The organism is Rhodoglobus galactosidasius, assembly GCF_054957775.1.
This window is the reverse complement of sequence record NZ_JBQIAV010000001.1, coordinates 320341-333956: the sequence shown is the minus strand read 5'-3', so window position 1 is coordinate 333956 and position 13616 is coordinate 320341. Positions and strand designations below refer to the sequence as shown.

The window sequence follows — 13616 nt, the reverse complement described above, 5'->3', positions numbered from 1 at the left end:
GGGGTTGCTGCAATAACGTTACTGGATGCACTCCGAACGGCGCCCCCGTCTTACCCCAGCGATCGCTGATGTGCGTCGCGCCGTCCGCACTGCGCTTGGCGCACTTCCACCCGCCAGCGCTGTCGGGGCCACGACTGTCGGTGCCGCCAGTGACACAGAACCTCTCGTGCTTGTCGCCCTCAGCGGCGGCCCCGATTCTCTCGCGCTTGCGGCAGCGACAGCCTTCGAGGCATCCAAGGCTGGCGTGCGAGCCGGTGCCGTGATCGTCAATCACAACCTTCAAGGTGGGTCAGCGGATGTTGCTGCCGCCGCCGCCCAGCAGGCTCGCGAGCTAGGGCTCGACCCCGTCGACATCCGCTCGGTCCACGTTGGCGACGCTGGTGGCCCCGAGTCTGCCGCCCGTGACGCACGCTACGCGGCGCTCGCCGAAGCCGCTGCCGAGCATGGCGCCACGCGGGTGCTGCTTGGACACACGCTTGACGATCAGGCCGAATCGGTGCTGCTCGGCCTCGCCCGCGGCAGTGGTGCCGGCAGCCTCAAGGGCATGGCGGCCGACACCGGCGACTACCTGCGGCCGCTCTTGGCAGTGCCGCGAACCATGACCGTTCAGTTTTGCCAAGACTCCGAGATCGCGGCGTGGAATGACCCGCACAACCTAGACACCTCGTACACGCGAGTGCGGGTTCGGCAGACAATTTTGCCGTTGCTGGAAAGTGAACTCGGCCCCGGCATCCGCGAAGCATTGGCGCGAACCGCCGACCAGGCCCGCGAAGATGCCGAAGCGCTCGACCACTTTGCTGAAGAAATGGCTGAAGATTTGGCCGATATTTCGGAGGCTGGAATCTCGCTGCCGGTTGGGGCGCTCGCCGCAAACCCTGCCGCCTTACGCCAGCGTTTGATTCGTTTGGCGGTCTTGAGCGAGTTCCATGTGTCGCTCAGCCGCACCCACACGCTGGAGATCGCACGCCTCGTCACCGACTGGCGGGGACAGGGACCGATCCACGTTCCCGGCGTTAGGGTTGAACGTCGAGAGAATCTTCTCCACTTTTCGGCCCACAGTGAGGAACGCGATGCAGTTTAGTGACGTCGAAGATGACCTGAGCGAGGTCCTTCTGACCCAGGAAGAGATCCACGAGAAGATCGCCGTGATGGCGCGTCAGATCGAGATCGACTATGCGGGCGAGAAGGTGCTGCTCGTTGGTGTGCTGCGCGGTGCTGTCATGGTGATGGCCGACCTAGCACGCGAACTTGCTTTGCCGATCGAGATGGACTGGATGGCCGTCTCCTCGTACGGCGCCGGCACGCAGTCCTCGGGTGTCGTTCGTATCCTCAAAGACCTCGACAGCGACCTTCAGGGCCGCAAGGTGCTGATCGTTGAAGACATCATCGACTCGGGCCTCACGCTTTCGTGGTTGCTCGGCAACCTGCGCAGCCGTGGTGCTGAATCCGTGGAGATCTGCACCCTGCTGCGCAAGCCGGATGCCGCCAAAGTCGAGGTAGATGTTCGCTACGTCGGCTTTGACATCCCCAACGCGTTCGTGGTGGGCTACGGACTCGACTATGCCGAGAAGTACCGCAACCTGCGCGGCGTCGCAGTGCTCGCACCCCACGTCTACGCGTAGGGCCAGCTGAATGAGGGCGCAGGCAGCAATCGATCAGGCGACCGATGACATTATTGGTCTGTTTGAGAATCGGGTAACCGAGCAGAAGACCCCGGGGTCGTTCTTTGCGGTGTTCGGTGCGGATGGCATCGTGCTTGAGCGCGGTTTCGGCGAGACCGTGTTGGGCAACGCAACCGCTCCCGACCGCGACACAATCTTCCGCATCGCCTCGTGCACCAAGAGTTTCACCTGCACGATGCTGCTGATCCTGCGCGATCGTGGCCAGCTCAATCTCGATGCCCCCATCACCGACTTTGTGCCCGCGTTCCGGGCTCTCGCGCCCGAAGCTGCTCCGGTCACGCCGAGTGTGCGGATGCTCATGACGATGTCGGCCGGGTTCCCCACCGATAACCCGTGGGGTGACCGCATGGAAGAGATGACCCGCGCTGAGCTCGACGAGTTCGTCTCGACGGGCATCCGCTATTCGAGCACGCCAGGCACCCGCTTCGAGTACTCGAACCTCGGCTACGCCCTTCTCGGCGAAGTGATCGCAGAGAGCACCGGCCGCAGCTACGTCGACGCCATCGCGGCCGAGATTCTCGAACCGCTCGGGCTTACCTCCACCCGTTTCGATGAAGACCCGGATGCCGCAGTCGCCATCGGTTACCGGCTCGCGAATGGCGCGTGGCAGGCTCAGCCATTCACTGCGCCCGGAGTCTTCTCTGCAATGGGTGGCTTGTTTTCCACCGCGACTGACCTCGTGCGCTGGTCGCTGTGGCTCGCTGGTGCCCTCGACCCCGAGGACACCTCAGACGGACCGCTGTCTGCGGCCAGCCGTCGCGAGCTGCAGCAGATTCAGCGTGTTGTGCCGGAGGGCACGTCGAAGGTTGCCGAGTTCTCGGAGCCGACCGCGCACGGGTATGGTTACGGCCTGTTCGTCGATGAGGGCACCACTAGGATCGTGTCGCACTCGGGTGGCTACCCTGGCTTCAGCGCCCACATGCGCTGGCATGCCCCCACCGGTCTCGGCGTTGTGGCGTTCGAGAATGGTACTTTTGCGGCATCCTCGATCCCGGCGACTCAGGCATTGCAGGCAGCGCTGAACAGCTATGGCGAACTGACCACGCCCGCACCGGCTTGGCCGGAAACACTCGAAGCGCGCGACGTCTTCGACGGCCTCATCCGCAACTGGGATACTCCCAGAGCTGAAGCTGTCGCTGCAGTGAATCTGGCGCTCGATGTTCCCTATGAGGAACGCATCGTGGGCATCGCGAAAGCGATTGCCGAAGTGGGCCCGCTCACTGCTGCGCCACTCACCGAACTGCCTCGCGAACTCCGCGACACCCCCGCGGTCACCAACTGGACAATCGAGGGCGAACGCGGCCGAATCAAGTGCCACATCTTGATGAGCCCCGAGCTGCCACCGCGCGTGCAAACGTTCACAGTGACCACCGAAAATCGCTAAGGCTGGCAGGGCAGGCGCTCGCAGCATCTGCTGGTTTCGGCCACGCTCGATCGCGCAGCGCATTACGCCGAGGGAAAACACGCAGTCGTCTTGCAGCGCAGTAAAGGTAACCTTGCAGCACGTTTCTTCAGAGAGAGGTACTGGGTCACACGGCCCGGAACATCATGGATTTTAAGCGCATCTTTCGCGGCCCGGTTCCGTACATCATCATCGGCATCGCCGCAGTCTCTATTGCAGCGAGCTTGCTTCTGGGTGAGGGCTACAAAGAGGTCACTACGCAACAGGGCCTCAGCCTGCTCCAGGGCTCGACGGTGACGTCAGCCACGATCATCGACGGCGAGCAGCGCGTCGACCTCGAACTCTCGAAGGCGGCAGGCGACAGCGGTACCAAGGTGCAGTTCTACTACGTGGAGCCGCGTGGCACGGAGATTGTTTCGGCGGTCAATGGCGCAGACGTCAAGAAGTTCAATGATCAGGTTCCGCAAGAGAACTTCTTTATGTCGTTCTTGTCGATCATGTTGCCGTTCCTCATCATCGGCATCATCTTCTTCTTCATCTTCAGCCGCATGCAGGGTGGCGGCGGCAAGGTCATGCAGTTTGGCAAGTCGAAGGCCAAGCTGGTCAGCAAAGACACCCCGCAGACCACATTTGCGGATGTCGCCGGTGCCGACGAAGCCATCGAAGAGCTTGAAGAGATCAAAGACTTCCTGAAAGAGCCGGCCAAGTTCTTGGCTGTTGGCGCACGCATCCCCAAGGGCGTACTGCTGTACGGCCCTCCCGGAACCGGTAAAACACTGTTGGCGAAAGCCACCGCCGGTGAAGCTGGTGTGCCGTTCTACACAATCTCGGGTTCCGACTTCGTTGAAATGTTCGTCGGTGTCGGTGCGAGCCGTGTTCGCGACCTCTTCGAACAGGCCAAGCAAAATTCACCCGCCATTATCTTCATCGACGAGATCGATGCTGTCGGTCGTCACCGTGGTGCCGGTATCGGTGGCGGAAACGATGAGCGCGAGCAGACCCTCAACCAGCTCTTGGTTGAGATGGATGGCTTTGACGTGAAGACGAACGTCATACTGATTGCCGCAACTAACCGACCTGACGTTCTCGACCCCGCGCTTCTTCGCCCGGGTCGTTTTGACCGCCAGATTGGTGTGGATGCTCCCGACATGCAGGGTCGCAAGCAGATTCTTGAGGTGCACGGCAAGGGCAAGCCCATGGCCGACAGTGTTGACCTTGAGGTTCTTGCTCGCAAGACTCCTGGCTTCACCGGTGCAGATCTCGCGAACGTACTGAACGAAGCAGCACTCCTGACGGCGCGCTCCAATGCGCAACTCATCGACAACCGTGCTCTCGACGAGGCCGTTGACCGTGTGATGGCCGGCCCGCAGCGTCGTTCGCGACTCATGAACGACAAAGAGAAGCTCATCACCGCCTACCACGAGGGTGGTCACGCGGTAGCTGCAGCATCGATGCGCAACACCGACCCCGTCACCAAGATCACGATCCTTCCTCGCGGTCGCGCACTCGGCTACACGATGGTGATGCCGCTGGAAGACAAGTACTCCGTCACGCGCAACGAGTTGCTTGATCAACTCGCCTACGCGATGGGCGGTCGCGTTGCCGAAGAAATTGTGTTCCACGACCCGACCACCGGGGCATCCAACGACATCGAGAAGGCAACATCGATTGCTCGCCGCATGGTCACCGAATATGGCATGAGCGCCAGAATCGGTTCCGTGAAGCTGGGCACCGGATCGGCCGAACCGTTCATGGGCCGCGACATGGGTGCAACCCGCGAATACTCCGACGAGCTGGCCAAGATCATCGACGAAGAAGTTCGCGTACTGATCGACCAGGCGCACGACGAGGCCTGGCACGTGCTCAACGAGAACCGCACGGTGCTCGATAAGCTCGCTCGTGAACTGCTCGAAAAAGAGACTCTCGATCACAATGAGCTCGAGAAAATCTTCACGGGCATCGCCAAGCTGCCTGAGCGCCCACAGTGGCTCTCGAGCGACGCGCGCCCCGTCTCTCAGCTGCCTCCCGTGAAGGTGCCCAAGAAGCGCACCGAAGCGAGTGAAGCAGCAGAGAGCGACGACAGCACACCGTCACAGCCGGCACGTAAACCACGGCCACGCAAGTCGCCGGGCGTCGCGACGGCCTAGGCGCACAATGTCGATCGACGTCGCACGCATCGAAGCTGCGGTAGCCGAAATTCTGGATGCCGTAGGCGAAGACCCAACGCGGGCCGGTCTCACCGCCACCCCGCGGCGGGTCGCTGAGGCGTACTCCGAGTTCTTCGCAGGCAACCAGGTAGACGCCCTCGACCATCTGGCCGACAGCATCGAGTTCACCGCCAATTCCGACCAAACGGGCGAACTTGTGGTTCTGCGTGACATCGAGTTTCGGTCGATGTGCGAGCACCACCTGCTGCCGTTTCTCGGTGTAGCGCATGTGGCCTATGTGCCGGATGAGCGGATCATCGGCCTCGGCAATCTCGCCAGAGTAGTGGAGACGATTTCGGCGCGTGCTCAACTGCAGGAACGCCTCACCGAGGAGATCGCTGACGCGATCGACGAAGGTCTCTCGCCGCGCGGGGTGCTTGTCGTCATCGATGCTGTGCACGGCTGTGTCTCGGCTCGCGGATCACGCCAGACCTCGAGCTCAACAGTCACGCTCGCCTCTCGGGGTGTGCTGAACCAACCGGTCGAGCGCGCCGAAGTGATCGCGCTCATCGGTCGAGGCGGCAATGCGTAGAAGGCCACAGGTGCCTGTTCCTCGGGTGATGGGTATTCTCAATGTAACCCCCGATTCTTTTAGCGATGGTGGCCAGTTCGAGCACGTCGATCGGGCGATTGCGCACGGCCTCGAGCTTCGCAATCAGGGCGCAGATATTGTGGATGTTGGGGGAGAGTCGACCCGTCCCGGTGCCGAACGGGTGCCGCCAGCTCAGGAGCAGCACCGAGTCATCCCAGTGATCGAAGCGCTCACGGCTGAGGGTGTGACGGTGAGCATCGACACGATGAATGCCGAGACCGCACTGGCCGCGGCGAAGGCCGGTGCATCCATCATCAACGACGTCTCTGGCGGTCTTGCCGACCCGGAGATGTATCGTACTGTTGCCGCAACCGACCTGATGTACATTGCCATGCACTGGCGTGGGCACAGTACCGAGATGGCTGATCTGGCGCACTACGACGACGTCGTCACTGATGTGCGCACCGAGCTCAAAGATCGCCTCGCCGAGATGATGGTGTGGGGCGTCAACCCTGACCGTATCGTGCTCGATCCTGGCCTCGGCTTTGCCAAGACGGCCCGCCACAACTGGGCACTGCTTGCCAGGCTCGATGAGCTGTCATCGCTCGGCTACCCCCTCCTCATCGGTGCATCGCGCAAACGCTTTCTGGGCAAACTTCTCCCGGCGGATGCCCCAACCACCGACCGCGACCTTGCTACCGCAGTGATCAGCAATGTCGCAGCGCAGGCAAACTCTTGGGGTGTGCGGGTGCACGATGTACCGTCAACACAGGTCGCACTTTCCGTGTACACAGCGATGCAGAAGGGCAAGAAACGATGAACCCAGCACTGGACGAAATCACTCTCACCGGGTTGCGGGCCACCGCCTTCCATGGCGTCTTCGATCACGAGCGTCGCACCGGTCAGCTCTTTATCGTGGATGCGACGGTCTACCTCGACCTGTCTACCGCAGCACGAACCGATGAGTTGGGCAAGACCATCCACTATGGTGAGTTAGCTGAACAGATCGTCTCCGCCGTCGAAACCAATCCGGTTGATCTCATCGAAACCGTAGCCGAGCGCGTCGCGACAATTGTGCTCTCCCACGATGCAGCAGTGAGCACCAAGATCACCATCCACAAGCCGTCGGCGCCGATCACGGTGCCCTTCGATGATGTGTCGGTCACCATCACGCGTCACCGCGCAGCCTCCGCTCACACCGCTGGCTTTAGCGCAGATCCGCAACGCCTCTCGTGATCCGGCAGCAACGACTTCGAGTCGAGTTGCCGCTCGTGCTTGCCCTCGGCAGCAACCTGGGCGATCGCGAGTTGACCCTGCGCGATGCCGTGCATGCCATCTCCCGCCTCGAAGGCGTGACAGTGGATGCCGCATCCAGTCTCGTTCAAACACCAGCGCTAAAACTTTCCGGCGTTGACCACTCGGCACCCGCGTACCTCAATGCGGTCGTGTTAGCTCGCAGCGCGCTGGAGCCCCACGCCCTGCTTGAGCACCTACAGCGCATCGAGAAAGACCACGGTCGTGTGCGCGAAGAGCGTTGGGGTGACCGCACGCTCGACATCGACATTGTGACCTTTGCGCACTTGCTGGTGGATGACGAAATGCTGTCGATTCCGCACCCGCGGGCCGCAGAGCGTGCGTTTGTGCTTGTGCCGTGGCTGCAACTCGACCCTGGTGCCACCCTGCCCGGTCTCGGTCGCGCGGCTGACCTGCTCGCCGGCATCCAGAACGATGCAACCGAGTTTGAGGCGGAGCCACTGTGGTGAGCCGCACCTCTCCACTGCACCTAGTCATGCTGGCGGCTGTCGGCGCTGGCGTGGGATGGCTACTCGAAGTGCTGTTGACGGCATCGGGGCGCCCGATTGTGATTCCGTCGATTTCGCTCGCGATTTCACTGTTTGTCATCGCATTCGTTGTCGTCGTTCTTGCCGTGCCGATCTACCGTTCCTCACGAGGTTTGCGTCGCCAACGGGTCAACCCGTTTTATGCGCTGCGGGTGGTGGTTCTGGCTAAGGCCTCAAGCTTCTCGGGGGCGCTGCTCGGTGGCGGCGCTCTGGCGATCGCCGTTTACCTGCTGAGCCGTACTGTTTCGCAGGACACGGGGTCCATCACGGCAAGTTTTGTCGTTTCTGGCGGCGCGGTAGGGTTGCTGGTCGCGGGACTCGTTGCCGAACATTTGTGCACAATTCCGCCCGATGATGAAGACTCGTCGTCGCAGAATCCGATGGATCCCCAAGGAGCAGCGTGACCGAGCGACTGGACCTACCTGACACCGAGTGGCGCGGAGTTTCGCGCAAGTACATTGTGGTTGAGGTCGTTGGCCTCATCATCTTCGGTCTGGTTGTGGCCGCAGCAACCTCAATTCCTGCGTTCCTGACGGACGTTCAATGGTTCGCCGCGATCCCCATCTCACTGGGAATTATCTTCCTCATCAACATTCTGCTCACCCCACGACGGGTGCGCGCAATCGGCTACATGCTGCGTGCCGATGACCTCGTGTTTCGACGCGGGCTGATGTTCCGACGCGTGGTTGCTGTGCCCTATGGCCGTATGCAACTCGTTGACATCAACCGGGGACCCCTCGATCGTGCTGTGGGGCTCAGCGAGCTCAAATTTGTGACTGCTGCGGCATCCACTGGTGTAGTCATTCCTGGATTGCCCGAGCAGGACGCCGAGGAGTTGAGAGACACACTCGTTGCGCTGGCAGAGAGCCGTAGGGCAGGGCTGTGAGCGAGCTAAACGGCGACGAGTCGGTAGCGCCCGCCGCAGATATTGCCGGATTGCCGACCGAAGCGCGACGCCTAGCCGATGGCGAATGGCATCGGCTGCACCCGGCGACACCGCTGTTGCGCGGAGGAATTGCCCTTCTTGCGATTGCCGGGGTGATCATCGTGAACGCACGCGATTTCTTTATTGAGACGCTATTCGGAGGTGGTCAGGAGTACGAACCCTTAGCTCGTCTTGCTCGTTCTGGACTTTTGATTCCTGTGATTTTGATTGTGCTCGCAGTGTTGCTCTTGAGCATTGCCGGGTTCTATTTTTCTTGGCGGATGCACACCTTCCGCATCACCGATGAGCTTGTTGAGGTGCGCAGCGGCATTCTGTTCCGCACCAACCGTCGCGGTCGGCTCGACCGCATCCAGGGCATCAACATTTCGCGCCCGCTCTTCGCTCGACTGTTTGGTGCGGCCAGGCTCGAAGTGAATGTCGCAGGCCAAGATGCCAACGTTGAGCTGGCGTATCTCGGCTCACGTGGTGCCGACGATCTGCGTCGCGCGATCTTACAATTGGCGTCAGGAACGCGGGCAGCCGAAAACGCACAGGTGCGGACATCCGGGGAGCAGGGCGGACTCGTCGAGAGGCGAGTAGGCGAACTGTTCGCTCCCGAGCTGGACCCGAACGCGGCTCCACCGGAGTCGATTGTGCGCATCCGGATTCCGCGCCTGATCGGCTCGCTCGTTTTCAGCGGAGCGACTGTCATGGCGATTCTGGTTGCGACTGGCATCGCGGTGACCATCGCGGTGACCGGCCGATATTTTTGGCTGTTTGTGTTCCTGCCCGGTGTTCTCGGTTTTGCCGGCTATCTCGTCGCGAGGCTGACCCGCTCGCTGCGGTACTCGATTGCATCGACAGAGCACGGCATTCGGATCGGCTATGGCCTCCTGTCGACAACGAACGAGACGTTGCCCCCCGGACGCATCCACGCGGTTGAGGTCTCGCAGCCGTTGCTGTGGCGACCTGCTGGATGGTGGGAGATCAAGATTAACACGGCGTCACAAGCGTCAAGCTCCACCGAGTCAGCGGCAAAGACGACTTTGCTGCCAGTCGGTGACATCGACGATGTGCACCGAGTTCTGCAGCTCATTTTACCGAGCCTGGCCGATCAACAGTCACGCGAACTGCTTGAAGCTGGGCTCAGCGCGAACGCCGACGACGGCGCCTTCATCACCTCGCCCAAGCGGGCGAGTGTACTGCGCTGGTTCTCGTGGCGTCGCAACGGCTACGCCCTGATTTCGGATGCCGTAGCGCTGCGAAGGGGAGCAATCTGGCGTTCGCTCGTGCTGGTTCCTCAAGCGCGCATGCAGAGCGTCAGCATGAGTGAGGGTCCGCTGCTGCGTCGCATGGGGCTCGCGGAATTGCGTGTGCACACCGTCGCCGGCCCCATCTCCGCGACGATCGGTGCACTCGATCGCGACGATGTCATCGAGTTTTTCAACGAAGTTTCGCGCACCGCCGTACAGTCAGCCAGTGTCGACACAAGCCATCGCTGGCGCAGCGGGAGTGCGGAGCGCACTCCCGTCCCGGCCCCCGAGGCCGCTGAAGATGCGATCGCAGGGCCATCGACGCCCCCAACCTCCACCACGCTCCACGGAGAGTTCGCCGACGATAGCTCTGCCATCAGCGTGACGCGCGCAGCCCCCACCACGCCCACTTCCGAGGAACAGATCTAGTGGCACAGGCAGCAGGTCGACTCGGTATCGGCATCATTGGCGCGGGCAAAGTTGGCCCGATTCTGGGTGCTGCCCTCGCGGGCGCAGGGCATGCAGTCGTTGGGATCGCGGCTACGTCCGAGCGCAACCTGGAACGTGCCAGCGCAATCTTGCCTGACGTTCCCGTGCTCGATATTCCCACTCTGGTTGAGCGCAGTGAGCTAGTAATTCTGGCGATCCCGGAATCGGAAATCGAGTCATTCGCCAGTGGTCTTGCCACTGCCGGAGTGTGGCAGCCGGGGCAACTCGTGCTGCATACAGCACCGGGGCTGGGCTATGGCGCGCTTGCACCGGCCATGGCAGCCGGCGCGATTCCGCTGGCCGTACATCCGGCAATGGTGTTCACGGGAACGAGCCTTGATCTCACGCGTCTGCACGAAACATACTGCGCGGTGAGTGCACCAACGCCGGTGCTGCCGATCGCTCAAGCCCTCGTCGTTGAGATGGGTGCCGAGCCGATTGTGATTGCCGAAAGCGAGCGCGCAGCGTGGGCCGAAGCGGTCAGCACGGCAACCAGTTTTTCGGCGGCAATCGTTGGGCAGTCCCTCGGTTTACTCGAGAACGTTGGTGTAGAAAACCCCGCCCGAGTGCTCGGTCCGCTGCTGCGGTCGTCGGTCGAGAGTGCGCTCGCGGGCGCAACTGCGACTACGCTCGATCTGTCCTCGACGGACCTATCCTCGTTCGACCCCGATTCGAGGCCCCATTCACAGGAGGATCCCTCGTGAGCTCACACCCCCGCCCACAAGTCATCGAGACCGTCGCCGGTATGCGCGATGTTGTCGCCCATGAGCGTGGCGCCGGTCGCACGATCGCACTGACTCCAACGCTGGGCGCCTTGCACGCCGGACACGCGGCTCATGTGGAGCGGGCGGCAGAACTCGCCGATGTACGCATTGTGTCGATCTTTGTGAACCCGACCCAGTTCGGTGTGAGTGAAGATCTCGACAAGTATCCCCGCACTATGGACGAAGACCTCGCCATGCTCGGCGAGCTCGGTGTTCCCTACGTGTTTGCGCCGAGTGTTGAGGAGATGTACCCGAAGGGGGCGACCTCCACCACGATTTCCGCTGGACAGATCGGCAGCATGTTCGAGGGCAAGACGCGCGCCGGTCACTTCGACGGTGTGCTCACTGTTGTAGCGAAACTGCTCGCGATCATCACACCGCAGTTCGTGACTTTCGGCCAGAAGGATGCCCAGCAACTGTTCCTGGTTCGCCGCATGATCACCGACCTCAACATCCCGGTGCGTATGGAGATCATCGAAACAGTTCGCGACGACGACGGCCTCGCGCTCTCAAGCCGCAACCAGTTCTTGGATGCCAGCCAGCGAGAAGCAGCAACCATCCTGTCGACCGCGCTGAAGGCTGCATCCTCGGCCGCCGACAGTGGGCTCGATGCAGTGATTGCGGCAGCGCAGGGTGCACTCATGGGGGAGTCTCGGGCCGAGCTCGACTACTTCTCCGTTGTCGACACCGACTCGTTCATGCCGGTGCCCGATGGCTTCCGCGGACCGGCTACGGCGATCGTCGCTGCACGCGTGGGAGACACTCGCCTGATCGACAACTCTTCGCTCTACGTCGGCTAGTTTTTGGGCTGACTTCGCGGCGCGGCGCGGTAGCCGCAACCCGGCTACGATTGAGGGCGTGAATGACGCCGCAAACGCTCCAGACCCTACCGAAGCCGAAGTTTCTGAACAGAAAGCTGTTCGGCTAGAGAAGCGTCAGCGACTCATCGATTTGGGCGCCGAGGCATACCCGGTGGGCGTCGCAATCACCACAAGCATTCCTGCTGTGCGCGCCAAGTACCCGGCGCTTGAAGCGGATGCGACTACCGGAGACGTTGTTGGCCTTGCTGGCCGCATTGTGCACCTTCGCAACACCGGCAAGCTGTGCTTCGCATCGCTGCAAGCGGGCGATGGTGAGCGCATCCAGGTCATGGTCTCGCTCGGTGAGGTTGGCGAAGACGCCCTCGCACTGTGGAAAGAACTCGTTGACCTCGGTGACCACCTCTTTGTGAATGGCGAGATCATCTCGAGCCGTCGCGGTGAGCTGTCGGTCATGGTCAAGGAATGGAAGATTGCGGCCAAGGCTGTGCTTCCCCTGCCCAACCTTCACAAAGATTTGAGTGACGAACAGCGCGTTCGTAGCCGCTACCTCGACCTCATTGTTCGCGAACAGGCCCGCTTCACGGTGCGCGCCCGCGCCAAGGTCAACGCGAGCCTGCGCGCTACATTCGCCGGACACGACTACCTCGAAGTCGAAACACCGATGCTGCAGACCATGCACGGTGGGGCATCCGCTCGACCGTTTGTGACTCATTCGAACGCGTTCGACACTGAGCTTTACCTGCGCATCGCGCCTGAACTGTTCTTGAAGCGTGCCGTAGTCGGTGGCATTGAGCGGGTCTTTGAGATCAACCGCAACTTTCGCAACGAGGGTGCAGACTCCACTCACTCGCCCGAGTTCGCCATGGTCGAGGCATACCAGGCCTACGGTGACTACAACCAGATGGCTGATCTCACTCAAGAGCTCGTGCAGAACGCGGCGCTCGCGGTGGCCGATTCGACACTCGTTACCCTCACCGACGGCACCGAATACGACCTCGGCGGCGACTGGGCACGCATCTCAATGTATGACTCGCTGAACGAAGCAGCTGGGCTCAGCATCACCCCGCATACCCCGGCCGCCGAGTTGAAGAAGCTTGCGGATGCCGTTGACATCGAGATCACGCAGCCCACGCATGGAAAGTATGTCGAGGAACTATGGGAGCACTACGTCAAGCCCGGCCTTGACCGCCCCACCTTCGTCATGGACTTTCCCGTCGACACAAGCCCGCTCGTGCGCAACCACCGTTGCATCGACGGTGTTGTCGAGAAGTGGGATCTCTACATCCGTGGTTTCGAGTTGGCCACCGGCTATTCCGAACTCGTCGACCCGGTCATCCAGCGTGAACGCTTCGTTGAGCAAGCACTCTTGGCTAGCGAAGGCGACGTTGAAGCAATGCGCCTCGACGAAGACTTCATTCGCGCCCTTGAGCACGGCATGCCGCCAAGCGGTGGAATCGGTGTCGGAGTCGACCGCCTGCTGATGGCCATCACCGGGCTCGGCATCCGCGAAACGATCCTCTTCCCGCTGGTGAAGTAGCAGCCATGACCGAACCAGACACACCAGAGACGCCCACAAAGTCCACGATCACTCCCATGCGCATTGCGCTGTGGGTAATTGTTGCCGGAGTAGGAATCTTCATGGTGGTTACCGGCATTGTCGGTGTACTCGTGAAGGTGCAGTAGTGGACCGCAAATCGTCG

15 protein-coding genes are annotated in these 13616 nt (G+C 61.5%); all 15 read left to right on the top strand.

Annotated features, from left to right (window positions below):
- Positions 1-25 precede the first annotated feature (25 nt).
- The 15 genes from tilS (at position 26) to ACTJJW_RS01635 (ending at position 13599) form a co-directional block, all read left to right on the top strand.
- Positions 26-1081 (top strand): tRNA lysidine(34) synthetase TilS, encoded by a 1056-nt coding sequence (tilS, locus tag ACTJJW_RS01705; RefSeq protein WP_462642271.1) that lies wholly within the window; start codon positions 26-28, stop codon positions 1079-1081.
- A complete protein-coding gene (gene hpt, locus ACTJJW_RS01700; protein WP_462642269.1) occupies positions 1071-1622 on the top strand; it encodes a hypoxanthine phosphoribosyltransferase in 552 nt (183 codons plus the stop codon). The genes tilS and hpt overlap by 11 nt, the downstream gene beginning before the upstream one ends.
- A 10-nt stretch (positions 1623-1632) precedes the next feature.
- On the top strand, positions 1633-3066 hold the full coding sequence (locus ACTJJW_RS01695; RefSeq protein WP_462642267.1) for a serine hydrolase domain-containing protein: 1434 nt from the start codon (positions 1633-1635) through the stop codon (positions 3064-3066).
- Positions 3067-3230: 164 nt separating this feature from the next.
- A complete protein-coding gene (gene ftsH / locus ACTJJW_RS01690; RefSeq protein WP_462642266.1) occupies positions 3231-5231 on the top strand; it encodes an ATP-dependent zinc metalloprotease FtsH in 2001 nt (666 codons plus the stop codon).
- Positions 5232-5238: 7 nt separating this feature from the next.
- Complete coding sequence (gene folE / locus ACTJJW_RS01685; protein ID WP_462642265.1) at positions 5239-5823, top strand: GTP cyclohydrolase I FolE; 585 nt, start codon at positions 5239-5241, stop codon at positions 5821-5823.
- A 10-nt stretch (positions 5824-5833) separates the two neighbouring features.
- Positions 5834-6643, top strand: a complete 810-nt coding sequence (folP, locus tag ACTJJW_RS01680) for a dihydropteroate synthase (protein WP_462642263.1) — start codon at positions 5834-5836, stop codon at positions 6641-6643.
- Positions 6640-7059, top strand: a complete 420-nt coding sequence (gene folB, locus ACTJJW_RS01675) for a dihydroneopterin aldolase (RefSeq protein ID WP_462642262.1) — start codon at positions 6640-6642, stop codon at positions 7057-7059. The genes folP and folB overlap by 4 nt, the downstream gene beginning before the upstream one ends.
- Positions 7056-7586 carry a 2-amino-4-hydroxy-6-hydroxymethyldihydropteridine diphosphokinase gene (gene folK, locus ACTJJW_RS01670; RefSeq protein ID WP_462642260.1) on the top strand — a complete coding sequence of 177 codons (531 nt, stop codon included), beginning with the start codon at positions 7056-7058 and terminating at the stop codon, positions 7584-7586. The genes folB and folK overlap by 4 nt, the downstream gene beginning before the upstream one ends.
- Positions 7583-8068 carry a DUF3180 domain-containing protein gene (locus tag ACTJJW_RS01665; RefSeq protein WP_462642258.1) on the top strand — a complete coding sequence of 162 codons (486 nt, stop codon included), beginning with the start codon at positions 7583-7585 and terminating at the stop codon, positions 8066-8068. The genes folK and ACTJJW_RS01665 overlap by 4 nt, the downstream gene beginning before the upstream one ends.
- A complete protein-coding gene (locus ACTJJW_RS01660) occupies positions 8065-8550 on the top strand; it encodes a PH domain-containing protein (protein ID WP_462642257.1) in 486 nt (161 codons plus the stop codon). Before ACTJJW_RS01665 ends, ACTJJW_RS01660 begins: the two co-directional genes overlap by 4 nt.
- Complete coding sequence (locus ACTJJW_RS01655; protein ID WP_462642256.1) at positions 8547-10271, top strand: PH domain-containing protein; 1725 nt, start codon at positions 8547-8549, stop codon at positions 10269-10271. Before ACTJJW_RS01660 ends, ACTJJW_RS01655 begins: the two co-directional genes overlap by 4 nt.
- Positions 10271-11035, top strand: a complete 765-nt coding sequence (locus tag ACTJJW_RS01650; protein ID WP_462642254.1) for a DUF2520 domain-containing protein — start codon at positions 10271-10273, stop codon at positions 11033-11035. The genes ACTJJW_RS01655 and ACTJJW_RS01650 overlap by 1 nt, the downstream gene beginning before the upstream one ends.
- Entirely contained in the window at positions 11032-11895 is an 864-nt protein-coding gene (panC, locus tag ACTJJW_RS01645; RefSeq protein ID WP_462642253.1) for a pantoate--beta-alanine ligase, read from the top strand. Before ACTJJW_RS01650 ends, panC begins: the two co-directional genes overlap by 4 nt.
- 58 nt (positions 11896-11953) lie before the next feature.
- Positions 11954-13453 (top strand): lysine--tRNA ligase, encoded by a 1500-nt coding sequence (gene lysS, locus ACTJJW_RS01640; RefSeq protein WP_462642252.1) that lies wholly within the window; start codon positions 11954-11956, stop codon positions 13451-13453.
- Positions 13454-13458: 5 nt separating this feature from the next.
- Entirely contained in the window at positions 13459-13599 is a 141-nt protein-coding gene (locus tag ACTJJW_RS01635; protein WP_462642251.1) for a hypothetical protein, read from the top strand.
- Positions 13600-13616: the final 17 nt, after the last annotated feature.

Excerpts from the sequence above, each read along its gene's own strand:
- tilS (WP_462642271.1), top strand. The coding sequence starts at position 26 with ATGCACTCCGAACGGCGCCCCCGTCTTACCCCAGCGATCGCTGATGTG.
- hpt (WP_462642269.1), top strand. The coding sequence starts at position 1,071 with ATGCAGTTTAGTGACGTCGAAGATGACCTGAGCGAGGTCCTTCTGACC.
- ACTJJW_RS01695 (WP_462642267.1), top strand. The coding sequence starts at position 1,633 with ATGAGGGCGCAGGCAGCAATCGATCAGGCGACCGATGACATTATTGGT.
- ftsH (WP_462642266.1), top strand. The coding sequence starts at position 3,231 with ATGGATTTTAAGCGCATCTTTCGCGGCCCGGTTCCGTACATCATCATC.
- folE (WP_462642265.1), top strand. The coding sequence starts at position 5,239 with ATGTCGATCGACGTCGCACGCATCGAAGCTGCGGTAGCCGAAATTCTG.
- folB (WP_462642262.1), top strand. The coding sequence starts at position 6,640 with ATGAACCCAGCACTGGACGAAATCACTCTCACCGGGTTGCGGGCCACC.
- ACTJJW_RS01635 (WP_462642251.1), top strand. The coding sequence starts at position 13,459 with ATGACCGAACCAGACACACCAGAGACGCCCACAAAGTCCACGATCACT.